Genomic DNA, 26,031 nt, shown 5'->3' on the forward strand with positions numbered 1-26,031 from the left:
CTGTAGGCAATAAACGCAGTATATTCCTGACAGACATAAACGCAAATTATTCCCCACAGGCATAAACGCAAAATATGCCTGACAGACATAAAAAGGGCGCCCTTGCGTGCCACCACCCCGCCCTTGAACGCGTTTCCGACCCTATCACCTATCCTCACACCATAGTTTTTATCCGCTGGCGCGAATGATTTTGGCTTTGTTAGATGGATGACATTCGATCCTCAGACGACAACGATCTAACATCCGATGACCTGCGCGTTCGCCCGTACCGTCGAATCCCGCTATGCCGAGCTGACGCCGACCGCGAAGCGCATCGCGAGCTACATGCTCGCGAACCTCGACCGGCTCGGGCTCGAGACGGCCGACCAGATCGCACAGCAGGCCGGCACGAGCGGCATCTCGGTCGGGCGCTTCCTGCGCAGCGTCGGCTACCGCAATCTCGACGACCTGAAACGCGAGCTGCGCGGCGGCGGCGATCGCCCGTGGATGATCACCGACCGGCTCGACGAATACCGCCGCGTCGCCGGCGCGCAACCGGCCGAAGGCAACGGCAGCGACGGCACGCTCGTGTCGTCGCTCGAACGCGAGCTCGATGCGATCCGCCACGTGTACCGGCTCGCCGAAGGCCCCGTGTTCGCGCAGGTCGCCGACCGCATCGCGCATGCCGACGCCGTGTTCATCCTCGGCATCCAGTCGACGCGCGGGATCAGCAACGCGTTCAGCAGCTACCTCGAATACCTGCGCCCACGCGTGTTCTATTCCGACGGCCAGTCGGGCTCGTATGTCGATTCGCTGAACTCCGAATTCGAGCGGCCGTACTGCATCGTCACCGACACGCGCGCGTATTCGCGCAGCGCGCGCCGCTATTGCCAGGCGGCGGCCGAGCGCGGGCAGCCGTTCGCGCTGGTCACCGATCTGTCGTGCCCGTGGGCGCGCGAATGGCCGGCCGACCTGCTGCAGGTGAAGACCGACGTCGGCCAGTTCTGGGATTCGCTCGCACCGCTCACCTGCCTGTTCAACCTGCTGATCACGGCCGTCGTCGACCGCCTCGGCCCCGCGATCGACCGGCGCGTCGCGCGCAACCGCGAACTGCAGCACACGTTCGACCAATTCGAATCCTGAGCGAGCCTGAACGAACCTGAACCGCCGATGAACGACCACCGCCTCGTCGAAATCACGCCCGCCACGCATCGCGTCGACCTCGATCTCGTCTACGCGACCGACCGCAACCTGACCGGCAAGCCGATCTACCGTCGCGCGCACTGCCTGCTGCTGGAGCCGGCCGAAGCCGCATTGCGCCGCGCGGTCGACGTCGCCGCGCAGGCCGGCTTCACGCTGCGCATCTACGACGCGTACCGGCCGCCGCAGGCGCAGCAGGTACTGTGGGATTTCCTGCCCGATCCGGACTTCATCGCCGATCTCGGCCGCGGCTCGAATCACAGCCGCGGCACCGCGCTCGACCTGACGCTGGTCGGCGCGAACGGCGAGCCGCTCGACATGGGCACCGGCTTCGACGAGATGGTCGCCGCGTCGGGCCACTTCCATGCGGGCCTGTCCGAAGCCGTGCAACGCAACCGCCTGCTGCTGCTCGGCGTGATGCACGCGGCCGGCTTCGCGCACATCGACAGCGAATGGTGGCACTACGAACTGCCCGGCTCGCACGCGTTGCCGCAGATCGACAACGCGGCGAGCGGCCCATGGTGCCTGATGTGATGCATGTCCCGTTGCCGTTTTACGTTCACCCATTGCACGTTCACCTCACGATGGAGCGCACATGAAACCCCTGACATCCCGGCTCGTCGCGGCGCTGGCCGCCGCGTCCGTTCTCGCCGCCGTTCCGCTTTCCGCTGCGTACGCGGAAACGCCGAAGGACCTGTTCGTGATGGCGACCCTGCTCGACGAATTCACGACGCTCGATCCGGGCGAGATCTACGAGCTGGTGCCGGAGGAATACGTCGCGAATACGTACGACCGGCTCGTGCGCGTCGACCTGCGCGATCCGTCGAAATTCAACGGCGATGTCGCGCAGTCGTGGACGGTGAGCACCGACGGGCTGACCTATACGTTCAAGCTGCGCCCCGGCCTCAAGTTCCATTCGGGCAACCCGCTGACGGCCGACGACGTCGCGTGGTCGATCCAGCGCGCGGTGCTGCTCGACAAGGGCCCGGCCGCCGTGCTGACCGGCATCGGCCTCACGAAGGCGAACGTCGCGGCGAACGTGAAGAAGCTCGACGACCAGACGATATCGGTCACGACCGACCGCAAATACGCGCCGACCTTCGTGCTGAACGTGCTCGGCTCGTGGCCCGCGTCGGTGCTGGACAAGAAGCTGCTGCTGTCGCACCAGCAGGGCAGCGACTTCGGCAACGCGTGGCTGAAGACCAACGAGGCCGGCTCCGGCGCGTACAAGCTGGTCAAGTGGACGGCCGGCGACAGCATCGTGCTGCAGCGCTTCGACGGCTACCGGCTGCCGCTCGCGATGAAGCGCATCGTGCTGCGCCATGTGCCCGAAGCCGCGAGCCAGCGCCTGCTGCTGGAAAACGGCGACGTCGATGCGGCGCGCGACCTGAGCCCCGACGATCTGGTTTCCGTCGTGAAATCCGGCAAGGCGAAGGTGTCGGCATCGCCGCAGGCGACGCTGCTGTACCTTGGCCTGAACACGAAGAACCCGACGCTCGCGAAACCCGACGTGCAGGAAGCGCTGAAGTGGCTCGTCGACTATGCCGGCATCCAGGGCAATGTCGTGAAGACGACCTACAAGGTGCACCAGACCTTCCTGCCCGAAGGCTTCCTCGGCACGCTGAACGCGAACCCGTACAAGCTCGACGTCGCGAAGGCGAAGGCGCTGCTCGCGAAGGCCGGCGTGCCCGCCGGCTTTTCGGTGACGATGGACGTGCGCAACGACTATCCGTACACGGAGATCGCGCAGGCCGTGCAGGCGAACTTCGCGCAGGCGGGCATCAAGGTGCAGCTGATCCCCGGCGACAACAAGCAGACGCTCGCGAAATACCGCGCGCGCCAGCACGACATCTACATCGGCGAATGGTCGGCCGACTACATCGACCCGCACAGCAACGCGCAGGGCTTCGCGTGGAATCCGGACAATTCCGACAAGTCGAGCTATAAAATGCTGGCCTGGCGCAACAGCTGGGACATCCCGCAGCTCACGAAGGAAACCGACACCGCGCTCGCCGAACCGACCGCCGCGAAACGCGCGCAGTCGTATCAGGCGATGCAGAAGGAAGTGCTCGCGCGCTCGCCGTTCGTGAACATGTTCGAGAAAGTCGCGCAGGTCGCGACGCGGCCCGGCGTGAGCGGGCTCGAAGTCGGGCCGATCAACGATCTCGTGTCGTACCGCAACCTGAAGAAGCAATAAGATTCGCCGCATGTCGACTCCCGCCTCCTCCCTCGAAGCACTGCGCACGCTGCCCGCGCGGCGCCCGGCCGTGCGCTGGGCACTGCGCGTGCTGCGCTGGGCGCTCACGCTCGCCGTCACGTTCGCGGGGCTGCTCGCGCTGACGTTCGTGATCGGCCGCAAGGTGCCGATCGATCCCGTGCTCGCGATCCTCGGCGATCGCGCGTCGGCCGAGGCGTACGCGGCCGAACGCATCGCGCTCGGGCTCGACAAGCCGCTCGTCACGCAATTCCTGATCTACGCGCGCGACGTGCTGCACGGCAATCTCGGCATGTCGCTGCTGACCGCGAACCCCGTGCTCGACGACATCAAGCGCGTGTTCCCGGCCACGCTCGAACTGGCGACGATCGCGACGCTGATCGGCATCGCGATCGGCGTGCCGCTCGGCGTCGCGGCCGCCGTGAAGCACAACCGGCCGATCGATCACATCGCGCGCTTCGTCGGGCTGATCGGCAATTCCGTGCCGGTGTTCTGGCTCGGGCTGATGGGGCTGCTGCTGTTCTACGCGCGGCTGCACTGGGTCGGCGGCCCGGGCCGGCTCGATCCCGTGTACGACGGGATGGTCGACCCGCGCACGGGCAGCCTGCTGATCGACGCGGCGCTCGCGGGCGAATGGGACGTGTTCCGCAACGCGGTGTCGCACATCGCGCTGCCGGCCGCGATCCTCGGCTACTACTCGGTCGCGTATCTCAGCCGCATGACGCGCTCGTTCATGCTCGACCAGTTGAGCCAGGAATACATCGTCACCGCGCGCGCGAAGGGCTTGTCCGAGCGCCGCGTGATCTGGCGGCATGCGTTCGGCAACATCGCGGTGCCGCTCTTGACCGTGATCGCGCTCACGTACAGCAACCTGCTCGAAGGCTCGGTGCTGACCGAGATCGTGTTCGCGTGGCCGGGGCTCGGCTCGTACCTGACCGGCGCGCTGCTGAATGCCGACATGAACGCGGTGCTCGGCGCGACGCTCGTGATCGGCGCAATGTTCATCACCGTCAACCTGCTGACCGACGCGCTGTACCGCGTGTTCGATCCGCGTGCGCGCTGAGGGCCGTCTCGACATGACCGTTTCCACCCTGCTTCTTTCATCGTCCATGCCGAAGGTCGTCCAATCATGAACGCCGAGCGCCTCACGCTGCGCGCGTGGCTGCTTTCCGATGCGCCCGCATCGCGCTCGCAGGCCGCGCTCGGCCTCGCGTACCGACGCTGGCGCCGTTTCGCCACGAATCCGCTCAACCTGTTCGGGCTCGCGATCCTCGTCGCGCTGATCGTCGTCGCGATCGTCGGCCCGCTGATCATGCCGCACGATCCGCTGCGCCAGGTGCTGTCCGACCGCCTGCTGCCGCCCGGCTCGCCGTCGCACTGGTTCGGCACCGACCAGCTCGGCCGCGACATCCTCTCGCGGCTGATCGCCGGCTCGCGCCTCACGCTCGGCATCGCGCTGCTCGTCGTCGTGATCGTCGTGCCGATCGGCCTGCTGATCGGCACGACGGCCGGTTATTGCGGCGGCTTCGTCGACAGCGTGCTGATGCGCATCACCGACGTCGCGCTCGCGTTCCCGAAGATCGTGCTCGCGCTCGCATTCGCGGCCGCGCTCGGGCCCGGCGTGATCAACGCGGTCGTCGCGATCTCGATCACCGCATGGCCCGCCTATGCGCGGCTCGCGCGCGCGGAGACGATCCGCATCGCGCAGGCCGACTACATTCACGCCGCGCGATTGCAAGGTGCGTCGGGCCCGCGCATCCTGCTGCGCTACATCGTGCCGCTGTGCATGTCGTCGGTGATCGTGCGCGCGACGCTCGACATGGCCGGCATCATCCTGACCGTCGCGGGCCTCGGCTTCCTCGGCCTCGGCGCGCAGCCGCCGAGCCCCGAGTGGGGCTTCATGGTCGCATCGGGCCGCAACGTGCTGCTCGACGCATGGTGGGTCGCGACGCTGCCCGGCATCGCGATCCTGCTCGTGAGCCTCGCGTTCAACCTGCTCGGCGACGGGCTGCGCGACGTCTTCGATCCCCGCCATGGAGCGTGACATGCCGATGAATACCGCCACCGCGCCCGCGCCGCTCTGCGAGATCGACGGGCTGAAGATCGGCTTTCGCGGGCACGACGGCGTCGTGTCCGATGCCGTGCGCGACCTGTCGCTGACGCTCGCGCCCGGCGAACGGCTCGGCATCGTCGGCGAATCGGGCTCCGGCAAGTCGCTGACGGGCCGCGCGCTGCTCGGCCTGCTGCCCGACGCCGCGCGCTGGTCGGCGCGCACGATGCGCTTCGGCGGCCACGACCTGCTCGCGATGTCCCCGCGCGAACGCCGGCGGCTGTGCGGCAGCCAGATGGGCATGATCCTGCAGGACCCGAAGTATTCGCTGAACCCGGTGATGACGGTCGCGAAGCAAATGGGCGAAGCGTTCCGGCTGCACGAACCCGGCCTGCGCGGCCGCGCGCTGCGCGAACGGATCGTCGACGCGCTCGCGGCTGTGCAGATCCGCGACCCGGCGCGCGTCGCCGATGCGTATCCGCACGAATTGTCGGGTGGCATGGGCCAGCGCGTGATGATCGCGATGATGGTGTCGACCGGCCCGCGCCTGCTGATCGCCGACGAACCGACGTCCGCGCTCGACGTCGCGGTCTCGATGCAGGTGCTTGCGGTGCTCGACGCGATGATCGCGCGGCACGGCACGGGCCTGATGTTCATCAGCCACGACCTGCCGCTCGTGATGTCGTTCTGCGATCGCGTCGCGGTGATGTATGCGGGCCGCGTGGTCGAAACCTGCGCCGCGCGCGACCTGCGCGACGCGACGCATCCGTACACGCGCGGGCTGCTCGCGGCGAACCCGCCGCTCGCGAACCCGCCGGACGAACTACCCGTGCTGCGGCGCGACCCGGCCTGGCTCGATCCCGCGCCGCCTGCGTCCACATCCGCCGATCGCCAGGAGGCCGCACGATGATCGACGTCGATCACGCATCGATCCGTTTCCCGACCCGCACGGGTCACGTCGACGCCGTGCGCGACGCGAGCTTCGCGGTGCGCGACGGCGAGGTGTTCGGGCTCGTCGGCGAATCGGGTTCCGGCAAGTCGACGCTGCTGCGCGCGCTAACGGGCCTCGTGCCGCTCGCGTCCGGCAGCCTGTCGATCGACGGCCGGCCGGTCGGCGGCACGCTCGACCGTGCGTTCCGCCGTCACGTGCAGATGGTGTTCCAGGACCCGTACGCATCGCTGCATCCGCGCTTCACGGTCGACCAGACGCTGCGCGAGCCGCTGTCGATCCACGGAATCGACGACGCCGATGCGCGGATCGCCCGCGCGCTCGCCGAAGTCGGCCTCGGCCCCGCATTCCGCTTCCGCTATCCGCACCAGTTGTCGGGCGGCCAGCGGCAGCGCGTCGCGATCGCGCGTGCGCTGATCGTCGAGCCGCGCGTGCTGCTGCTCGACGAGCCGACGTCCGCGCTCGACGTATCGGTGCAGGCCGAGATCCTGAACCTGCTGCGCCGCCTGCATCGCGAACGCAACCTGACGATGATCCTCGTCAGCCACAACCTCGCGGTGATCGGCTTCCTGTGCCAGCGCGTCGCCGTGATGCAGCATGGCGAGATCGTCGAGCAACTTCGTGTCGAGGACGTGCGCGCCGGGCAGGTCGCGCGCGACTACACACGCACGCTGCTGCAGGCGACCGAAGGCTACCGCCGTCTCGACCCGGTCATGGGCGCGCCGGCCGCCTGACATCTGCACGACGCGCCGGCATGCGATACTCGGCACGCCACGCGCCGGCTTGCCGCCGCATGGAACCCTTGTGCGCCGCACGGGTCAATTTGCTTTCGTCAACAGCTCAACAGCAATAGGGAGGCGTTCATGCTGCACTTCATCGAAACCCTGGTCGTCGGGCTCATCGTCGGCCTCCTCGCCCGCGCGCTCAAGCCCGGTGACGACAAGATGGGCATCCTGATGACGGCCGTGCTCGGCATCGTCGGCTCGCTGGTCGCCGGCTACGTCGGCCGCGCCGCCGGCTGGTATGCGCCGGGCCAGGGTGCGGGCTGGATCGCATCGATCATCGGCGCGATCGTGCTGCTGGTGATCGTCGGCGCGGTGCGCAAGCGCATGGCCTGATCGCACCGCCACACCGCACCACGCAAAACGGCCGCTCGTGATCACGAGTGGCCGTTTTCTTTTGGCAACCGACGATTCGCGGCATGACCAACTCGTTGACTCCGCAACGATTCACCCGCAACAACCGGCGTCCGCCGGCGACCGCCCATCTGGTTTACCGCACCGGCAATACCCGAACTTGCGGCCGCTCAAATTTGAGATAAATTGATTGAAGGGATACGGCGTCGTTTGCTTATTCCCGTCATTTCCGAATTTTCATTCAAGAGATCCAATGGAATTGCCGTTTACGCACTCAGCACCGCAGCGTTGACGGACTGCCACCCGAGCGGCCCCGCTGCGACGCGCTTCCACTCTGGAGCCTGTCATGAAGCATCGCCTGTTCGCCGCCTCGTTTGCTGTGGCTGCCTCGCTTCTGGCCACGTCCTCGTCCTTTGCCGCCGGCGCGTCCGGCATCATTCACTTCTCCGGCATGATCGTCGAGCCGCCCTGCTCGTTCGCACTCGACACGGCCGACGCCGCGCATGCGCACGTGCGCGCCGACTGCCCGCGCCCGGCGACCGGCCAGATCGCGTTCGTCGACGCGGCGAGCATGCAGGCCGTCAAGACCACGACCTTTACTCAGGCCTCGCGCGCAATCGTTTTACCGAACCGTCCGGGCAACAATCTGGCGCCGATGATCGCCGTCGTGACATACCAGTAACACCGGCCGCCCGCGCGGTTCGCGGCAGATCCGACGCGGCCGCGCGTCAGTCCCGATGGCGCGCGATCCAGTCGCTGAACGCGCGGATCTTCTGCTGGTTGCCGATGTTCTCGGGATAGACGAAGAAATAGCGTGCGCCCGTCTCGAGCACGATGTCGAACGGGCGTTCGAGCCGGCGCGCGCTGACGTCGTCGTCGACGAGCGTCACGTCGCCGATCGCGACGCCGAAGCCCTGCATCGCCGCGTTCGTCGCGAGATCGAGCGTGTCGAACGTCGGCCCGCGCGCGGGATCGACGTTGCGCTCGCCCGCATGGTCGAGCCATGCACGCCAGTCGCGATGGTCGCGTGTCGGATGCAGCAGCGTATGGCGCGCGAGATCGCCGACCGCGTCGAGCGGTGACGCCTGCCGCAACTCGGGTGCGCACACGGGCGTCAGCCGTTCGTCGAACAGCGGCAGCGCGAATACGCCCGCGCCGGGCGACGTGCCGTAGACGACCGCCGCGTCGAACGGCTCGGTCGAGAAATCGACGACGTGCTGCCACGCGGTCGTGATCTGCACATGGAGATCGGGATGCTCGCCCTGGAAGCGCATGATGCGCGGCAGCATCCAGCGCATCACGCAGGTCGGCACCTTCAGCGCGAGATCGGTGCGCTGCCGCGTGAGCTTCATCGAGATGTCCTCGATCCGCGCGAAGCTCTCGTTGACCACCGGCAGCAACTGCTCGCCCTCCGCCGTCAGCATGAGGCCCTTCGCATGGCGCTTGAACAGCGGAAAGCCGTAATGCGCCTCGAGCGTCTGGATCTGCCGGCTCACCGCGCCCTGCGTGATGCAGAGCTGCTCGGCCGCACGCGTGAAGCTGCGGTGGCGAGCCACCGTCGAGAAGATCTGCAGCGCGTGCAGGGGCGGAAGTCGGCGCATGAAAAGGCAGAAGAAACGGAAGGACCGCGCGCCGACGCCGGCGCGCGCTGACCGACACGATAAGCCAAACGCCGGCTTTGCGCGAGGCGCGCGATGCTCAGGCCGTCGCGGTGAGCGCGCCCGCCGCGATGCGCGCCGCCGATGCGACGACGTCCGCGCGTGCCGCCGCGTCGGCCTGCGGTTGCGTGAACGACACGGCCATCACGATCGGCGCGCGCGACGGCGGCCACAGCACCGCGACGTCGGTCGTCGTGCCGAAACCGCCGGTGCCGGCCTTGTCCGCAACGCGCCAGCCGGGCGGCACGCCCGCCGCAATGCCGGTCGCGCCGCGCGCGCCGCCGACCATCCATTCCGACAGTTGCGTGCGCTGCGGTTCGTGCAGCGTGTCGCCGAGCAGCAGGCGCTGCAGCGCGTCGACCATCGCGACCGGGGTCGACGTGTCGCGTTCGTCGCCCGGCGCGGCCTGGTTCAGTTCGGGTTCCCAGCGATCGAGGCGGAACGTCGTGTCGCCGCTCCCGTGCGCGAACGACGTGACGGCCTGCGGGCCGCCGAGCACGCCCATCAGCAGGTTGCCCGCGCCCTTGTCGCCCGACTGCAGCATCGCCTCGCAAAGCTGCGCGATCGTCATGCCCGTGTCGACGTGGCTTTCCGTGATCGGCGAGCCCGACACGACTTCATAGCGGCGGTACAGGATGCGGCGTGGCAGCAGCGACGCGTCGAGCGAGCCGCGCGCGAGTATCGCGGCGGCCGCGACGACCGCATACGTGCCACACAGCGGGAAGCGCTCGCGCGCGTGGTGGGCGATGCGCACGCCGTTCGACGTATCGAGCGCGGCGACGCCGAGCCGGCCGTTCGACGCTTTCTCGAGCGCGGCGAGTTCGGCTTGCGCGGCGTGGGCGCGCCCCTGGTCGGCGACCGGCGCGGACGTACACGCGGCGACGAACGGTGCTGCAACGGCGGCAAGCAACAGCGAGCGGCGTGTCGGAGAGTGTTCCATGGATGAGGTGTGTTCGGTCGGAAACGATGGCACGAAGCAATACGGGCGCGCATCGGCGATGCACGCCCGTTCACGCCGACGGCCGGCCCGCAACGGCATTCGCCGCGCATCCCCGAAAGACGCCCGTCGGCCCCGCGCGAAGCGCGGGACTCGCAAACAGCCCCTAGCCTAGCAGCGACCGCCGTCGCGTTCCAGCGGAACGGCCCCGCTTCACCCTTGCGACGAAGGCAGGTACGGCATCGGATTCACCGGCTTGCCGTCGCGCCGCACCTCGAACAGCAGCGCGACGCGCGAGTTGTCGAGGTCGCCCATCTCGGCGATCGCGTCGCCCTGGCGCACGATGTCGCCCGTCTTCACGAGCAGCTTGCGGTTGTGCGCATAGGCGGTCAGGAAATCCGCGTTGTGCTGGACGATGATCAGGCTGCCGTAATCGTTCAGGCCGGTGCCCGCATACATCACGCGGCCGTCGGCCGCCGCGCGAACCGGGTCGCCCGGCCGGCCGGCGATCTGGATGCCGCGGTTCTGGCCCGGCCGGAACCCCTCGACGATCTTGCCGTTTGCGGGCCACTTGAGCGCGACGCCGCCCGCATGCCGCTTCGTTTCCTTGACGACCTGACGGTCGCTCGCCGTCGATGCCGCGGCCTGTGCCGTTGCCTGATTACCCGCCACCGCGTCGCTCGCGCCGGCCGGCGCGGCAGCCTGCGTGCCGGCCGCGCCCGACGGCGGCAGCGGCTGCTGCCTGACGATGCGCAGCACCTGCCCCTTGCGCAGCCTGCCGTTCGCGCCCAGCTTGTTCCAGGTGCGCAGGTCGGCAACGCTGCAGTCGTTCGCGGACGCGATGCCCGTCAGCGTGTCGCCGCGCTTCACGACGTACTTTCGCGCGACGAAAATCGGCGCCGGCGGCGGTGTGGCGGCCGACGGCGCAGCGGCGGGCTGGCTCGACGGCGACGACTGTCCCGCCAGCGTGTCGCTCGGCGGGACGGACTGCGTGCTTGCACAACCGGCCATGACGAGCACGGCGGCCAGGCCCGACAGCCATGCCGCCTTGCGGTGAATCTCGCGCGTTTCCATGGACGATCCAACTCCGGTTTGACAATCTTTCAAGCATCTCAAAAACGGAACGGCCGACGTGTAACCGGATGCAAACAATGATGACAAACGATCACGAACCGGACGCCGGCCGGCATTCGCTACCGGTAATACGGCCCGACCCGGAAAAACTTGATGGTCTTTTCGCGCGAAAGCGGAAGAATTTTCGTTCCAGAAAACTATGGAAAACTGATTTCAATAGGTGTGTGCCGCCGCGCTCAACGCAACCATGCGACGAGTTCGGAACAGGCCCACGCGATGCCGATGCACAGGAACAACACGTGCAACGCGATCTTGAACGACATGCCCCACGACGAATCGATCTGCATGACAGGCTCCCTGGTCGAGATACGGCCATGATCGGGCATCGATCGTGCCCTAAAAATTCGGAACCGGCGAATCGCGCCTCAGGCAGCGCCTGAGACCGGCACTGCGGTTCCTGCTAACTTATCGGCCATTCCAACGCTATCGCTCCCCGCCCATCATGCGCTTCGACCTGACCGACCTGCGGCTCTTCCTGAACATCTGCGAGGCCGGCACGATCACGAGCGGCGCCGAGCGGACGCACATCACGCTGCAGGCCGCGAGCGAACGCATCCGCGGCATGGAGGACGAGCTCGGCGTACCACTGCTGCACCGGACCAAGTCGGGCGCGCAGGCGACCGACGCCGGCCGCGCGCTCGAACACCACGCGCGCACCGTGCTGCAGCAGATCGACCACATGCGCGGCGAACTGCAGCAATACGGCCAGGGGCTGCGCGGCCATATCCGGCTGCTGTGCAACACGGCGTCGCTGAGCGAATACCTGCCCGACGCGCTGGCCGATTACCTGCCGCATCATCCGAAGCTGTCGATCAGCGTCGAGGAGCGTTCGAGCCAGGAGATCGTGCATGCGATCCGCAACAAGACGGCCGAGGTCGGCATCGTTGCCGATTCGGTCGGGCTCGGCGGGCTCGAACAGAAACCGTTCCGCGAGGACTGGCTGATCGTCGTCGTGCCGGCCGCGCATCCGCTCGCATCGCACGACAAGGTCGCGTTCGACGCGATCGCCGATGCCGACTTCATCGGCCTCACCGACGGCAGCGCGCTGCAGGTGCATCTCGCCGACCAGGCGCGCGCGCTCGGCAAGCGGATCCGCTATCGCGTGCAACTGAAGAGCTTCGATGCGATCTGCCGCGTGATCGCAAGCGGCGTGGGCATCGGCATCGTGTCGCGGCATGCTGCCGAGCGCGCGATGCAGACGCTGGACGTGCGGCTCGTCGAGCTGGCCGATCCGTGGAGCCACCGGAAGCTGACGCTCTGCGCGCGGTCGTTCGATGCGCTGCCGAAGTACACGCGGGAGTTCGTGGCGTTTTTGTCCGGCGAAGCAACGTCGCGGTAACGCGCGCCGCATTCGCCCCACCCCATCGACACACGGAAGCACGGCCATGGCCGACACCGATCTTGCCACCCGCTACCGCGCGTATATCGACTGCCTGAACCGGCAGTTCTGACCGGTAATCGACAAGGCCGCGATCGAGGCTCGGCTTTGGCAGCGCTGATCGCGATCGACGACCTGAGGCTGACCCGACTCGCTCCGATCCTTACGGATAACGTTTTCTCTCGATGTCCAACGAGAACGCGTACCCAGACAGCCTTCCCGCCCGCCGCATTCACGCCTGCACTCCACGCCGCACCGCACCACTCATCGAAAAAACCCGGCAGTTCCCGCGCAATCCTGACCTTCCCCTTCGCTCTCCGTTCCCACTATCCGGGTTTCTACCGGCGCCTCCGGCGTGAAAGTTCATTGACATCGCGCCGTGCGATGCCTAAATTTGGAAAACGTTTTCCAATGCATCAGCGCGACGCCGTTCACGGCCCGTGCAGGGAGAACGCTTGCCCGCTCGAGTTGTGATTCAGGCCATCCGTCTTCAGGGATCAGGGTTGCAAGGCGGAGGTCAGGTACGGGCATCGAGCGCGGCAACGGCCATACCCGCCCGTCCGTCATCACTATTCAAAACTGGAGACACAATGCATCCGCGCAGCAGATTCGCGCTCGGCGCCGCGCTCAGCGCCCTTTCCGTCCTGTTCGTCAGCGCCTGCGGCGGCAACGACGTGACCGACACGCCGTCTCCATCGGCGCCGCCGTCAACCTCGACGCCCACGCCTGCGCCCGCGCTCGCGGCGAACTCGCTGCAGGCGCTCGTCTACGGCGCGCCCGACACCAGCGTGCCGGCCGGCACGAACATTCCGGTCACGATGATGGGCCAGATGCGCGCGCTGTTCGACCTGATCCGGAAATCGCCCGACTTCACGCAGGTGGTGATGGATCTCGGCGACGGCACGCCGGTCCACGTGCTCGACACGAACACCGGCGACAAATTCCTGCCCGGCAAGCTCGCGCTCGGCCTGTCGTACATCCTGATCGACATGAAGTCGAAGGGCGACCCGCAATACGCAAGCTACCTCGCGACGTACCAGACGATCACGACCGCGATGATGGCGCAGTCGGGCAGCAACTACGCGTATGCGAATACGTCGTGGGGCGAGTACTACTACCTCGTCACGCTGAACAACCTGAAGGCGCACGGGATGCTCAATGAAGTCTTCAGCGACGCGATGCTCGCGACGCTGCAGCAGCGGCTCACCTTCTGCGACATGTTCGGCCCCGACGCGAGCGGCAAGACCAGTACGTGCCCGGCCGCCGGCACACCGATCGACATCGCGTCGCTCAACACCGCGCAGAACTACTATGCGGTGTCCTACGGAATCGCCGGGCTGCGACAGAAGCTCGGCTGGAGCAGCCCGTCGTTCGCGTCGGCGACCGATCCGTCCGTCGCGACGATGGGCGCGCGCGACGCGCTGCTGTACACGCTCACGAACCACATCCGCAAGGATTCGTCGGGCGGTTTCTCGGACGAAGCGTCGAACACGCACACGACCTATTACGACCAGGCGCGCTTCGACCGCTACAGCACGCTGCTGATCGGCGAAGTGACCGAGCGCACGTTCGAGATGGGTAACGAGGCGAACCTCACGCCGGAACTGAAGGGTTATCTGCGCAAGTCGGTCGACCTGATCCTCCAGCAACTGAACGGCGACGGCCAGGGCTTCAACTACGGCCGTTCGATCGGCCCGTACGGCGATTCCGCGTTCATGGAAGTGCTGACGGCCGCGGCCAACGCGGGCGTGCTGTCCGACCAGGAGAAGCAGATCGCGTATGCGTTCATCTACAAGGCTGCACACCGCTTCGACACCTACTGGTACGACCCGTCGCTGCCGACGCCGTCGGTGAACATGTGGGTCAAGGGCCGCGGCACCGACACGTATCGCGGCAAGCCGCGCGTGATGGGCGAGAACTTCAGCCTGCTGCACCAGTACCTGTACGTGAACGCGTGGTGGAGCAAGCTCGGCTTCGGCGGCAAGGCGCCGATGGCGGATGCGGACTACAACGCGTGGCTCGACGCGCTGCCGCGCTACACGCTCACCTGGTACAACCAGCCCGGCGACACCGCGCATCCGTACAGCGCGGTGCTGGTCACCGTGCGCGACGGCCGGCGCGTGATCAACCTGAACCTCAGCCAGGCGCCCGACTACAACTCGTTCACGCCGTACTACCCGGTGCCGTTCTCCGACAAGCTGATCTACGGCACGACCGATCTCGGCTATGCGCTGCTGGTGCCGCAGGTGTCGTACAACGGGAAGACCTACATTCCCGTCACGTACTACAAGAACCTGACCGTGCAGCAGGCCAACGGCCAGGTGATCGTGTCGTTCGATACGACGAAGTTCCGTCTCGCGTCGAAGAACGCTGCGTACACGACCGATCTCGACCTGCAGGTGCATACGGTGCTGACATTCGCACACGGTACGGTCGCGCGCAGCGATACGCTGAGTTCGGGCACGGTCACCGGCAACCTGTCGGTCGAGACGGATTTCACGTCGTTCGCGGATTTCGCGTCCACGCAGGCCAACGGCGACGGTGTGTCGGTCACGTACGCGAACAGTGCCGCGACCGGCTATGCGGCGTCCGGGTTCGACAACTGCACGCTGTCCGCCTTCGACACGGTGAACGGCACGACGAATCCGCTGTCGACGACGCCGATCGGCCAGTTGCATTCGAACTTCGCGTGCACGACGAAGCCGTTTGCGCTCGGCACGGGCGCGACCCGCAGTTTCGGGTGGACGCTGAAGTACGCCGATCCGGCCTGAGCGGAGTGACCGCCGTCCTGTGACGGTTCCCGAAGCCGGCAGCAGAAACCGGCTTCGGGATGGTTCGGGACGACGTGCATCACGCCCCCCGGCGATGCCCGCTCACAGCCACCCCGAAGCGGCCATGTACGCACCGAGCGCAATCAGCCCGACGAAGAAGCAGCGCCTGAACGCCTTCTCGCTCATCACGCGCCGTGCGTATTGCCCGCCTGCCATTCCGGCCAGCGCCGGCACGAGTGCGAGCGCCGATACACCGAGATCGACCGTCTGCAATGCGCCGGTCACGCGCAACTGCAGGCCGAGCGCGATCGTCGAAGCGGTAAACGACAGCCCGAGCGCCTGGATCAGGTCGTCCTTCGACAGCCGCAGCGCCTGCAGGTACGGCACGGCCGGCACGACGAACACGCCGGTCGCGGCCGTCACGACGCCCGTCAGGTAGCCCACCACCGCCGACAGCCAGGTTTCGTGACGCCCCGGCGCGGGCAGCCGCGCGGCGGCCAGCCCCCATAGTCCGTACGCGATCAGCACCACGCCGAGCGCCGCATGCGTCCACGTGCTGCCGGCCGCGAGCGCGGGCAGCCCGCCCGTCAGCGTGCCGATCGTGAGACCGACGAGCAGCGGCCAAAGGCGACGCAGCAGCGGCCAGAACGACGGACCGAGCCACAACTGCCACACATTGGTGATGAACGACGGCACGAGCAGCAGGCTCGCCGCGGCCGACGGCGGCATCGCGAGCGTCAGCAGCCCCATCGCGATCGTCGGCAGGCCGAGCCCGATCATTCCCTTCACCGCGCCGGCCAGCAGGAAAACCAGCACGATGATCGTCAGCGTTTGAATTTGCATGGGGGGCGTTCCGTCCGGTTGGGTTGAATACGGCGCCGATCGTGAACCGCCGTCGGCCCGCCCGCCATCTGGTTTTGCCTGAGGCTGGCTAGGGCCTGTCGGACGGGCCTGTCAGGCCCGCCGTTCAGGCCCCGTGAATCACCCCCGCGCCTGCTCGCTGTCGAGGTGAGCCATCTGTGAAGCTGGATAGCGGTCACCGGCAGCCGCCCCGGCGGGAACCGCCGCTTCGATGCGTGCGAGATCATTGACCGTTAGTTGCAAGTCAGGCACATGCAAAGCGTCCTGCAGTTCGACGCGCGTCCATGTCCGTTTCCTTCACGTGGTGAGTGGATGGACCGGATTCCGGATGCATCGCGGCGCGCGATAAACGCGAAACGCTCCACCCAACCATTCGACGCTGATTAACAATGGAGCCTGTTCCAACCCGCCCACACTCGCGCCCCGCATGGACCATCTGCAAGCAATGCGCATCTTCGCGCGCGTCGCCCATCTCGGCAGCTTCACGAAAGCGGCCGAGCAATTGCAACTGCCGCGCCCGACGGTCAGCAACGCCGTCCAGTATCTGGAAAAGCACCTGAATATCCGCCTGCTCCAGCGCACGACGCGGCGCGTCGCGCTGACCGCCGAGGGCGCGACCTATTACGAGCGCTGCGTGCAGTTGCTGGTCGATCTCGACGATGCGGAATCGCTGTTCGAGGATGCCCGCGAGTCACCGCGCGGCGTGATCCGCGTCGACCTGCCCGAGCGCTTCGCACTGAACCAGGTGATCCCGGCGCTACCGGATTTCCATGCGCGCTACCCCGACCTGCGCGTCGTGATCGGCACGACCGACCGCTTCGTCGATCTCGTCGCCGACGGCATCGATTGCGCGGTGCGGGTCGGCGTGCTGTCCGACACATCGCTCGTCGCGCGGCGGATCGGCGAGATGGCGCAGATCAACTGCGCGTCGCCCGCGTATCTCGCGCGCCACGGCACGCCGCGCTCGCCCGACGAGTTGCCCGACCACATCGCGGTCGGCTATTTTTCGAGCCGCACGGGCCGCGAGCTGGACTGGGAATATGCGGACATGGATTCGGGCGAGCTGCACACGGTGAAGATGCACAGCATCGTGTCGGTCAACAGTTCGCAGGCGTATCTCGCGTGCTGTCTCGCGGGCCTCGGGCTGATCCAGGCGCCGCGCGACGGGCTCGCGCCGCTGCTCGCCGACGGCTCGCTGGTCGAGGTGCTGCCGGAATGGCATGCGGAGCCGCTGCCCGTGTCGGTGGTGTTCCCGCACGGGCGCCATCTTGCGCCGCGCGTGCGGATCTTCGTCGACTGGCTCGCGGAAACGCTCGGCGGCGGCACGCGCCAGCCGAACTGACGACCGGCGCCGGGGCGGTCGGCCCCGGCCACCGCGCGGTCAGAACTTGTGGCGGATCGCCGCGCGCACCGCGAACTGGTTCGACGATGCGGACGGGCCGTCCGTCCCGACGACGTAGCCGCCGTCGGCCGCCGTGCCGGTCTTGTCGCCGCCGACCTTCTGCCACGCGCCCTGCAGGTAGACGTCGGTGCGCTTCGACAGGCTGTAGTCGGCCATCACGCCGACCGTGTGGTACTTCGGCTTGAACGAGCCGGCCGCGGCATCGAACTTGCCGTCCGTGTACACGTACTGCGCGCCGAGATAGAAATCGGGCGTGAGCTGGTACTTGCCGTTGATCTCGATGTTCTGGAACTTCGTCGCGGTCAGCCCGAGGCCGGCGAACGTCGAGGCCGGCAGGTAGACGGTCGACACCGGGTTCTTCACGTCCGTCTTCGTGTAGACGACGCCGACCGTGGCCGGGCCGAACGTGTAGTTGACGCCGCCGCCGAAGATGCGCAGGCGGTCGGCGACGAAGTTCGCGTCGTCGGCCGCGATCGCGCCCGCGTTGCCGATGCCCGGGTTGTTCGCCTGCAGGAACGCGGCCGCGACCTGCAGCCCGGCCAGCGAATACTGCGCGCCGATGCTGTACTGGCGGTTGTTCGAGAAGCCCGTGCTGTTGCTGAAGCTGTACGTGCCGCCGAACGTCAGGCCGTTCCAGTCGGGGCTCGCGTACTTGACCGTGTTGTTGACGCGGAACGAGTTGTCCGTGTTGTCGTTGTCGAACGGGTGCGAGAACAGCGTGCCGCCCCAGTTGCCGCTTGCAGTCAGCGGTGCGAGATAGTCGACGACGGAATCGTACTGGCGGCCGAAGGTCAGCGTGCCGAAGCGCGACTCGCTCAGCCCGACGAACGCCTGTCGGCCGAACATGCGGCCGCCCTGGCCGAGCCGGCCGTTGTTCACGTCAAAACCGTTTTCCAGCGTGAAGATCGCCTTGAGCCCGCCGCCGAGATCCTCGCTGCCCTTCAGGCCCCAGCGGCTGCCCTGCGCAAAACCGCTCGCGAGCTGGTAATTCGTCTTTCCGACCCCATTGACGTTCACGTTGTTCGTGTAATTGATGCCCTCGTCGATCAGGCCGTACAACGTCACGCTATTCTGGGCAAACGCCGGCGCGGCGAAAGCGGCGAGCGCGGCGGCAAAAATGACGTGCTTCTTCATGACGGATCTCCGGAGCCGGGGGCCGGGCAGGCAAGCGCCCGGCGAATTGTTTGGTCTGTTGTATGTGTGGCCCGCAGGGCGGACGACGCGGTGTGCGGCCGCGTGCAGACAAAATGGTGTCACGTCGCAAACCGTCCGTCCATCGGGGTAAGGAAACCGCGCGCAAAGCGTTGCGCTCTCCCAACTGCCCCGTTACGCAGACAGCCTGACCGGGCTTATCGGCAGCGGCGGGCGGGCTCGCTATCCGCGTAAACCCGGTACGCGTCGCATCGGTGGCACAATGCGCATCCGTTCGCCATTTCTTCACGAAGTCATGCTTCACCCCGATTCATGCGCGGCGTGTGCCCGCCGCGCACGCGGTCCGCGCCGGGAGGCGCTCCGATGACCGCGCCTGCCCGGGCCGGCCGCTACGCCGAGCTCGATTTCTTCCGCGGCCTCGTGCTGCTCGTCATCGTCGTCGACCATATCGGCGGCAGCATCCTGTCGCGCGTGACGCTGCACGCGTACGCGCTGTGCGACGCGGCCGAAGTATTCGTGTTCCTCGGCGGCTTCGCGACCGCGATCGCGTACAACTCGCTCGCCGAGCGGCACGACGAGGCCGCCGCGCGCCAGCGCTTCATCCGGCGCGCATTCGAGATCTACCGCGCGTTCCTCGTGACGGCCGGCCTGATGCTGCTGATCACGGCCGCGCTGAACGCGTTCGCGATCGACGGCCCGAACATGCCGACCAACGATCTCGACGGCCTGCTCCACAAGCCGCTCGCCGCGCTGCGCGACATCCTGCTGTTCCGCCGCCAGCCGTACCTCGCGTCGGTGTTGCCGATGTATGCGTTCTTCGCGTTGCTCGTCCCGCTTGCGCTGCCGCTCGCGCGCACGCAGCCGTGGCTGATGCTCGCGTTCAGCGGATCGCTGTGGGTCGCGGCGCCGCACGTCGCGCGCTTTTTGCCGACCGTCGAAGGCGCGCCGTGGGACTTCAATCCGTTCGCGTGGCAGTTCCTGTTCGTGCTCGGCGTGATCGCGCGCTGCCAGCCTGTCTACCAGACGCTCGCGCCCAAACCGCAGGGCTGGCTGCTGACGGCCGTCTCGCTCGCGATCGTCGCAGCCGGCGCGTACTACCGGCTGCGCATCGAGCCGTTCCCGACCGATCCGTCGATCAAGCAGAACCTCGGCGCGCTGCGGCTCGTGAACTTCCTCGCGATCGCGTGGCTCGCGGCCAAGCTCGTGCACCTCGGCTGGATGAAGAAGGTCGCGCACGCGATGCCGTGGATCGGCACGATCGGCCGGCAGGGGCTGCTGTGCTTCGTCGCGGGCACCGGCATCTCGCTCGCGGTCGATTCGCTGCTTTACCAGGCGACCGAAGGCTATCTCGACGTGCGGCTCGGCCTGACCGCCGATGCCGTCGCGATAGGCCTGCTGTATCTCGTCGCCAAACTCTACGGGCCGCTCGTTGCGCGGCTGCCGTTCCGTTCGCGGCGATGACGCGCCGCGCCGTCATGCGCCGCTGCTACGATAGCCGGCGCCTCTCCTGAAACGCTTCGCCATGCGCCGACTCGCCCTTCCGTTCGCCGTCGCCCTGATCGCCGGCTCCATCGTCACCGCCCGCGCCACACCGCCCGCGGCGACGCTATCGCCCGCGCCGCCGCCGTTGGCCGCGCAAGCCGCCCAGGCCGCGCCGGTCACGCCGGCCGCCCAGGAGCCGCCGGTCAATCCGGGCAGCAGCGTCGTGCTGCGCTCGTTCCGGTCGGCGTCGCTGAAGCGCGACTGGTCGTACACGGTCTACCTGCCGCCCGGCTATAACCCGGAAGGCGCGCGCTACCCGGTGATGTACCTGCTGCACGGCAATGCCGGCAACGCGAACGACTGGATCACGCAGGGCCGGCTGCAGGCCACCACCGACACGCTGATCGAGCGCCGCGAGATTCCGCCCGTCGTGATCGTGATGCCGCAGGGCGGCACCGACTGGTACGTCGACCGCAAGGAGAAGATGCAGAGCGCGTTCCTCAACGACCTGCTGCCCGAAGTCGAAACGCACTTCGCGGTGTCGAACCAGCGCGCGGGCCGCGCGATCGGCGGCGTGTCGATGGGCGGTTTCGGCGCGCTGCGTTTCTCGCTGCTCGAACCCGGCCTGTTCTGCGGCGCGATGCTGCTGAGCCCCGCGATCTATGCGAACGAGCCGCCGCTCAACTCCGCCGCGCGCTATGTCGGCGTGTTCGGCGACCGGCAGTTCGACTCGCGCGTGTGGCACGAGCTCAACTACCCGGCGCTGCTGCGCGGCTATTTCGCGCGTAGCTGGCGCGTGCCGATGTTCATCGCGGCCGGCGACGACGACCTGACGATCCAGGCCGAATCGAGCGTGCTGTACACGCAGCTGCGCCGTGCGCAGAACCCGGCCGAGTTGCGCATCGTCGATGGCGGGCATACGTGGGACGTGTGGCGCGGGTTGCTCGGGCAGGGGTTGAAGTACGCGCTCGAGTGCGTGAAGTGACGGCGGGCGGGCGTTGCCCCGCCCGTTTTCGTCAAGGCGGCCGATGCCCGGCCCGTCGTCCGTCGACAGGAGCGATGCGCTGCGCGCGACCCGCGCGCTTCGGGCTCACAGCCACGTACCGCCCTGCCGCTCGCTCGGCTCCTCGGCGAGCGCATCGAAATCGTGAATCCAGTCCAGGTGATGCAGCACGCCGTCGCGTTCGGCCAGACGCGCGTTGCGCGCCTGCGCGGCCGGCCCGTCGGGCAGGTGCAGCACGTCGGCTGCGGAAATCGACGCGTACTGCACCTTGCGCGTACGGCCGCGACGCAGGCGCTCGTATGCTTCCTGCGCTTCGCGCCAGTTGCCCGGGCCGGCCTTCGCCAGTTGCGCCGCCAATACCACCGCATCCTCGATCGATTGATTCGCGCCCTGCCCGTGATGCGGCACGAGCGCATGCGCGGCATCGCCGATCAGCGTCACGCGCCCGCGGCTCCAGCGGCCGAGCGGCGGCCGATGGAACAGCCCCCAGCGCTGGCTGATCGGCACGGCGGTGATCATCTGCAGCACCGCCGGATGCCAATCCCTGAACACGCGCAGTTGCTCGCCCTCTTCCGCCGGCATGACCCAGTCGCGCGACGGCCAAGGCGACGGATGACGCTCGACCAGCAGGAAATTCTGGTCGCCGTTGTCGCCGATCGGATAGTGCAGCAGATGCCCGTGCGGCCCGACCCAGAACTGGATCGTGTCGGGATCGGGCAGCAGGTCCATGCGCTCGGCCGGCACCACGCCGCGAAAGCCCGAGCAGCCTGAATACAGCACGTCGTCGTAACCGAGCATCCAGCGCCGCGTGATCGAGCGCGCGCCGTCCGCGCCGATCACGAGATCGGCTTCGACGCGCTCACCGTTGTCGAACGTGAGCGTGACGCGATCGGCGTGCTGCGCCAGATCGACCAGCCGATGGCCGAGATGGATGCAGTCGAGACCGACTGCCTTCGACAGCACCGCCTGCAGATCGGCGCGATGCACGCCCCAGTAAGCGCCGCCGAATTGCCGGCGATAGTCGGGTTCGCCGCGATGATGGCCGATCACCGCGCCGCTGCGCCCGTCGCGATAGACGAGGCCCGGGATGTCCGCGCACACCGCGTCGAAGGCCGCGCGCAAGCCCATGCGTTCGTAGAAGCGCGTCGCATTGGCCGACAGCGCGACGGCCGCGCCGACTTCGCGCAATTCGTCGGTCTGCTCGTAGAGCTGCGCGTCGATGCCGTGCTCGCGCAGCGCGAGCGCGAGTGTCAGGCCGCCGATGCCGGCGCCGACGATCGCAATCTTCAGGTTCGTCTGCATGATGAAGGTGTCTCCGATATTCAGATGTGGGGTCTGCGGGCTGCGCAGCGGTCATGTCGAATGCATGCGCCGTATCGGTAGTTTCAGGAGTGGACATTCATCCCGCAATAAAATGAAATGAATCTGCCTCATCACTGGATGCAATGAGCCGGGCAACGCGAAACCCATGGAACTGAGCGAGATCGACCTGAACCTGCTGCTGCTTTTCCAGCGGCTGATGCAGGAGCGGCGCGTGTCGAGCGTCGCCGAACAGATGAACATGAGCCAGCCGGGCGTCAGCAATGCGCTCGCGAAGCTGCGCCGCCGGCTCGGCGATCCGCTGTTCGTGCGCGGGCCGGGCGGCGTGGTGCCGACGCCGTTCGCGCTGCGGCTGGCGGAACCCGTGTCGCACGCGCTCGCGACGCTGCATGCCGCGCTGAATCCCGAGACGGGTTTCGATCCGCTGCGCGCCACGCGCACGCTGACGATCGGCATGACCGATATCGGCGAAGTCGTGTTCCTGCCCGCGCTGATCGAACACCTGTCGCAAGCGGCGCCGGGCATCGCGCTCAATACCGTCCGCAACACGAGCGTCAACCTGAGCGACGAGATGGCCGACGGCCGCGTCGATCTCGCGATCGGCCTGCTGCCGCAACTCAAGGGCGGGTTCTATCAACGCCGGCTGTTCGATCAGCGTTATGTGTGCCTGTTCCGGCACGGGCATCCGCTCGAAGATGCGCCGTTGACGGTCGATGCGTGGCGCGACGCCGAGCATCTGGTCGTGGTGTCGGCCGACACGGGCCACGGGCAGGTGGATGACTGGCTGAAGCGGCGCCGCGTGAAGCGCCACGTGCGGCTGACGGTGCCGCATTTCATGAGCGTGGGCTACATCCTGCAGCGCACCGACCTGATCGCGACCGTGCCGGAGCATCTCGCGCTGCAACTCGCCGCGCCGTTTTCGCTCGGCTGGCGCGCGTTGCCTGTCACATTGCCCGGTGCGCCGATTCACATGCTCTGGCACACACGGGTCAATCAGGACGAAGGGAACCGGTGGCTGCGCGGCGTGGTGGTCGACCTGTTCGCGGAGACGGGTGCGCGGGCGCGCAACGCTGCGCCCGGGCGGAAGACATAGTCGCGGTTATCGCTTGACCGGGTGGACGGTACGATGTCGCCTGAACTTGCGCCGGGCACATTTCGAATGCATTGACCGGGTGGCGAAGACATCGATCGCCCCTCTTTCCCAATTCAACCAGCAGGAAATCAAGCCATGTCTGTCACGAAGAAATTCGCAGCCGTCACGGGCGCCGGATCCGGCATCGGTCGTGCGGCGGCCATCGCGCTCGCCCAGGCGGGATTCACCGTCGCACTGCTCGGACGCAACGAAGAATCGTTGCGCGAAACGCAGGAAGCGATCCGCGGCGCCGGCGGCGCCGCGCACGTATTTCCCACCGACGTCACCGACGAAGCGTCGGTCGACCACGCGTTTTCGCAAATCGCGCAGCAGTTCGGCCGGCTCGACGTCCTGTTCAACAATGCCGGACGCAACGCCCCGCCCGTTTCACTCGGCGAATACGAATTCGACGTGTGGAACGGCGTCGTCGCGACGAACCTGACCGGCGTCTTTCTGTGCGCGCGGGCCGCGTGGCGCCTGATGAAAGCGCAAACGCCGCAGGGTGGCCGGATCATCAACAACGGCTCGATCTCGGCGCACGCGCCGCGCCCCGATACGATCGCGTACACGGCCACCAAGCATGCGGTGACGGGCATCACCAAGTCGCTGGCGCTGGACGGCCGTGCGTACAACATCGCCTGCGGCCAGATCGACATCGGCAATGCAGCGACATCGCTCACGGAGCGGATGACGCAAGGGGTTCCGCAGGCGGATGGCAGCCTGGCGCCCGAGGCGCGCATGGACGTCACGCATGTCGCGAACGCGGTCGTCCAGATGGCGAATCTGCCGCTGGACACGAACATCCTGAACATGACGATCATGGCGACCGCGATGCCTTTCGTGGGCCGCGGATAAACGCAGGCGGCGCGGCAGACGGGCCCGGCGCTACCGGCGTATCCGTCGATGCGGGCAGCGCCCCGGCCATGCCTCGTCAACTTGCCTTGGCTTTCTTGCCTGCGGACGGCGGCTTGCGTATCACGAACTGACGGCGGTCCTTGCCCCTGATCCAGAGCGGCGCGTTGCCGCGCCCGCTCCACTCCTTCCCGCTTGCCGGGTCGCGATACCGCGCCGGCAGTGCTTTCACGATGTACGCACCTCGGCGGCCGTTTCGGCCGACCAGGTCGCGATGCTTGATCGCATAGGTGTCCATCAGCGCGTGAACCTCCGCGATCGCATCGATGCGTTCACGTGCGCGTGCGCGCTCGATTTCCTCGTCCAGTTCGACCAGCTCGGCAACGAGCTGCGCATAAGTCTTGCTCACGCTCATCTTCTGCTTCCTGTCCCGCATCCGCATGCGAATCGGCATGATTCGCATGACTAACAGACTGTTTTACAACGCCCCGAAACGACGGCATTCGCTTGACCGGCATGCGACGCACCGCTACGCGCCGGATCACGCGACGCGAAGAGACGGACAATCCGCGGAACGCCAACGCCCCGGCATTCACCCCGATGCCGCCTACAGACAGGCACGCCCCGCCGAAACGATCGTCCGCGCGGAACGAACCCCTCTGCGTTCATCCGGACGAACAATCACGCGCTGCGTTTCACATATCAAGTGATATGTGAAACGCGATCGTAATGGTATCTATCTCAAATATCAACTGATATCCTTCCTGCCATGAATACGGCGCCCCTTCCCCCGCGGCTGAGCCGCGAAGAAAGTCGACTGCAGACCCGTGCGCATTTGCTCGCCGCGGCGAAGCGGCTGTTTGTCGACCGCGGCTTCGGCGCCACGTCGCTCAGGGATATCGCGGCCGAGGCCGGCTACACCCAGGGCGCGTTCTATTCGAATTTCGCGAGCAAGGAAGAACTGTTCGTGGAGTTGATGCGGGAGCGTTCGAAGACGCAAGTGGCCGACATCGCCCGGGCGTTGAGCGACCCGTCCGCGACCGGGGACGACATATTGAATGCGCTGGAAGTCTGGTCGCGGACAGTCGATGCCGAACCCGAGTGGTCGGTGCTTGGCGTCGAGTTCAAGCTTCAGGGGCGTCGCAACCCGGCGTTTGCAGCGGCGTCGCAGGCGTTACTCGACGGCCACCGCGATGGCCTCGCCTACTGCATCGAACAGATTTTCGCGAGGATGAAGAAGGTGCCGCCCGAATCGCCGGCCGTCCTGGCCGTGTCGTTCATGGGGCTCTCGCAAGGGCTGTCGCTGCAGCAGTCGATCCTGTCCGAGGTGCCGATCGGGCACATGATCATGGTGTTCCTGCGCAGCTTGCTGGCGTCGGCGGCGCCGGTGCGCTGATTCGGGATGCGCGGACGATAACGG

General features: G+C 67.1%; 24 protein-coding genes and 1 pseudogene. 17 read left to right on the forward strand and 8 right to left on the reverse strand.

What is annotated here, in order from left to right; genetic code table 11:
- The first annotated feature begins 246 nt into the window (after window positions 1–246).
- The 9 genes from sapR to R9B84_RS28295 all read left to right on the forward strand — a co-directional run bounded on the left by sapR (window position 247) and on the right by R9B84_RS28295 (window position 8,211).
- Window positions 247–1,122: a sap1 transcriptional regulator SapR gene (sapR, locus tag R9B84_RS28255; RefSeq protein ID WP_423763266.1), complete on the forward strand. Its 876-nt coding sequence runs from the start codon at window positions 247–249 to the stop codon at window positions 1,120–1,122.
- 27 nt (window positions 1,123–1,149) lie between these two features.
- Entirely contained in the window at window positions 1,150–1,713 is a 564-nt protein-coding gene (gene ddpX, locus R9B84_RS28260) for a D-alanyl-D-alanine dipeptidase (RefSeq protein ID WP_423763267.1), read from the forward strand.
- A 61-nt stretch (window positions 1,714–1,774) separates the two neighbouring features.
- Complete coding sequence (locus R9B84_RS28265; RefSeq protein WP_423763268.1) at window positions 1,775–3,376, forward strand: ABC transporter substrate-binding protein; 1,602 nt, start codon at window positions 1,775–1,777, stop codon at window positions 3,374–3,376.
- A 10-nt stretch (window positions 3,377–3,386) separates the two neighbouring features.
- Window positions 3,387–4,457, forward strand: coding sequence for an ABC transporter permease (locus R9B84_RS28270; protein WP_065501758.1), 1,071 nt, complete (start codon window positions 3,387–3,389; stop codon window positions 4,455–4,457).
- A 66-nt stretch (window positions 4,458–4,523) separates the two neighbouring features.
- Complete coding sequence (nikC, locus tag R9B84_RS28275; protein ID WP_096474060.1) at window positions 4,524–5,438, forward strand: nickel transporter permease; 915 nt, start codon at window positions 4,524–4,526, stop codon at window positions 5,436–5,438.
- Between the two features lies 1 nt (window position 5,439).
- A complete protein-coding gene (locus tag R9B84_RS28280; protein ID WP_423763269.1) occupies window positions 5,440–6,354 on the forward strand; it encodes an ABC transporter ATP-binding protein in 915 nt (304 codons plus the stop codon).
- Complete coding sequence (locus R9B84_RS28285) at window positions 6,351–7,127, forward strand: ABC transporter ATP-binding protein (RefSeq protein WP_423763270.1); 777 nt, start codon at window positions 6,351–6,353, stop codon at window positions 7,125–7,127. The genes R9B84_RS28280 and R9B84_RS28285 overlap by 4 nt, the downstream gene beginning before the upstream one ends.
- A gap of 129 nt (window positions 7,128–7,256) precedes the next feature.
- On the forward strand, window positions 7,257–7,511 hold the full coding sequence (locus tag R9B84_RS28290) for a GlsB/YeaQ/YmgE family stress response membrane protein (protein WP_423763271.1): 255 nt from the start codon (window positions 7,257–7,259) through the stop codon (window positions 7,509–7,511).
- Between the two features lie 364 nt (window positions 7,512–7,875).
- Window positions 7,876–8,211, forward strand: coding sequence for a type 1 fimbrial protein (locus R9B84_RS28295; protein ID WP_423763272.1), 336 nt, complete (start codon window positions 7,876–7,878; stop codon window positions 8,209–8,211).
- 46 nt (window positions 8,212–8,257) lie between these two features.
- Here R9B84_RS28295 and R9B84_RS28300 read toward each other — a convergent pair whose 3' ends face one another.
- The 3 genes from R9B84_RS28300 to R9B84_RS28310 all read right to left on the reverse strand — a co-directional run bounded on the left by R9B84_RS28300 (window position 8,258) and on the right by R9B84_RS28310 (window position 11,198).
- Entirely contained in the window at window positions 8,258–9,130 is an 873-nt protein-coding gene (locus R9B84_RS28300; RefSeq protein WP_423763273.1) for a LysR substrate-binding domain-containing protein, read from the reverse strand.
- 97 nt (window positions 9,131–9,227) lie between these two features.
- The gene (gene bla / locus R9B84_RS28305) at window positions 9,228–10,127 is read right to left on the reverse strand and encodes a class A beta-lactamase (protein WP_423763274.1); all 900 of its coding nucleotides are present in this window, start codon (window positions 10,125–10,127) and stop codon (window positions 9,228–9,230) included.
- A gap of 210 nt (window positions 10,128–10,337) precedes the next feature.
- Window positions 10,338–11,198 (reverse strand): peptidoglycan DD-metalloendopeptidase family protein, encoded by an 861-nt coding sequence (locus R9B84_RS28310; protein WP_423763275.1) that lies wholly within the window; start codon window positions 11,196–11,198, stop codon window positions 10,338–10,340.
- Between the two features lie 502 nt (window positions 11,199–11,700).
- On the opposite strand from R9B84_RS28310, the gene R9B84_RS28315 reads away from it, so the two are divergent.
- Together R9B84_RS28315 and R9B84_RS28320 are read left to right on the forward strand one after the other, a co-directional pair.
- Window positions 11,701–12,597, forward strand: a complete 897-nt coding sequence (locus R9B84_RS28315; protein ID WP_423763276.1) for a LysR substrate-binding domain-containing protein — start codon at window positions 11,701–11,703, stop codon at window positions 12,595–12,597.
- 629 nt (window positions 12,598–13,226) lie between these two features.
- Window positions 13,227–15,407 carry a hypothetical protein gene (locus tag R9B84_RS28320; RefSeq protein ID WP_423763277.1) on the forward strand — a complete coding sequence of 727 codons (2,181 nt, stop codon included), beginning with the start codon at window positions 13,227–13,229 and terminating at the stop codon, window positions 15,405–15,407.
- Window positions 15,408–15,509: 102 nt separating this feature from the next.
- Here the strand turns inward: R9B84_RS28320 and R9B84_RS28325 are convergent, their stop codons facing one another.
- A complete protein-coding gene (locus tag R9B84_RS28325; protein ID WP_423763278.1) occupies window positions 15,510–16,250 on the reverse strand; it encodes a sulfite exporter TauE/SafE family protein in 741 nt (246 codons plus the stop codon).
- 138 nt (window positions 16,251–16,388) lie between these two features.
- Window positions 16,389–16,547, reverse strand: a pseudogene (locus R9B84_RS28330) (aldo/keto reductase); the annotation flags it as partial.
- A 148-nt stretch (window positions 16,548–16,695) separates the two neighbouring features.
- Here R9B84_RS28330 and R9B84_RS28335 point away from each other — a divergent pair.
- Complete coding sequence (locus R9B84_RS28335; protein WP_423763279.1) at window positions 16,696–17,610, forward strand: LysR substrate-binding domain-containing protein; 915 nt, start codon at window positions 16,696–16,698, stop codon at window positions 17,608–17,610.
- A gap of 39 nt (window positions 17,611–17,649) precedes the next feature.
- On the opposite strand, the gene R9B84_RS28340 is transcribed toward R9B84_RS28335, so the two are convergent.
- A complete protein-coding gene (locus R9B84_RS28340) occupies window positions 17,650–18,804 on the reverse strand; it encodes a porin (RefSeq protein ID WP_423763280.1) in 1,155 nt (384 codons plus the stop codon).
- Between the two features lie 381 nt (window positions 18,805–19,185).
- Between R9B84_RS28340 and R9B84_RS28345 the strand changes: the two genes are divergently transcribed.
- Window positions 19,186–20,283, forward strand: coding sequence for an OpgC domain-containing protein (locus tag R9B84_RS28345; protein WP_423763281.1), 1,098 nt, complete (start codon window positions 19,186–19,188; stop codon window positions 20,281–20,283).
- 61 nt (window positions 20,284–20,344) lie between these two features.
- A complete protein-coding gene (locus tag R9B84_RS28350; protein ID WP_423763282.1) occupies window positions 20,345–21,289 on the forward strand; it encodes an alpha/beta hydrolase in 945 nt (314 codons plus the stop codon).
- Window positions 21,290–21,394: 105 nt separating this feature from the next.
- On the opposite strand, the gene R9B84_RS28355 is transcribed toward R9B84_RS28350, so the two are convergent.
- Complete coding sequence (locus R9B84_RS28355; protein ID WP_423763283.1) at window positions 21,395–22,609, reverse strand: FAD-dependent monooxygenase; 1,215 nt, start codon at window positions 22,607–22,609, stop codon at window positions 21,395–21,397.
- 166 nt (window positions 22,610–22,775) lie between these two features.
- Here R9B84_RS28355 and R9B84_RS28360 point away from each other — a divergent pair, with 166 nt between their 5' ends.
- Together R9B84_RS28360 and R9B84_RS28365 are read left to right on the forward strand one after the other, a co-directional pair.
- Complete coding sequence (locus R9B84_RS28360) at window positions 22,776–23,720, forward strand: LysR family transcriptional regulator (protein ID WP_423763284.1); 945 nt, start codon at window positions 22,776–22,778, stop codon at window positions 23,718–23,720.
- Window positions 23,721–23,855: 135 nt separating this feature from the next.
- Complete coding sequence (locus R9B84_RS28365) at window positions 23,856–24,614, forward strand: SDR family oxidoreductase (protein ID WP_423763285.1); 759 nt, start codon at window positions 23,856–23,858, stop codon at window positions 24,612–24,614.
- Window positions 24,615–24,690: 76 nt separating this feature from the next.
- Here the strand turns inward: R9B84_RS28365 and R9B84_RS28370 are convergent, their stop codons facing one another.
- The gene (locus R9B84_RS28370; protein WP_423763286.1) at window positions 24,691–25,026 is read right to left on the reverse strand and encodes an H-NS family nucleoid-associated regulatory protein; all 336 of its coding nucleotides are present in this window, start codon (window positions 25,024–25,026) and stop codon (window positions 24,691–24,693) included.
- Window positions 25,027–25,380: 354 nt separating this feature from the next.
- Between R9B84_RS28370 and R9B84_RS28375 the strand changes: the two genes are divergently transcribed.
- On the forward strand, window positions 25,381–26,007 hold the full coding sequence (locus tag R9B84_RS28375) for a TetR/AcrR family transcriptional regulator (RefSeq protein WP_423763287.1): 627 nt from the start codon (window positions 25,381–25,383) through the stop codon (window positions 26,005–26,007).
- The last annotated feature ends 24 nt before the right edge of the window (window positions 26,008–26,031 follow it).

The sequence above is a fragment of the Burkholderia sp. NLJ2 genome (assembly GCF_049487195.1).
In the GTDB taxonomy this organism is placed as follows: Bacteria; Pseudomonadota; Gammaproteobacteria; order Burkholderiales; family Burkholderiaceae; genus Burkholderia; species Burkholderia pyrrocinia.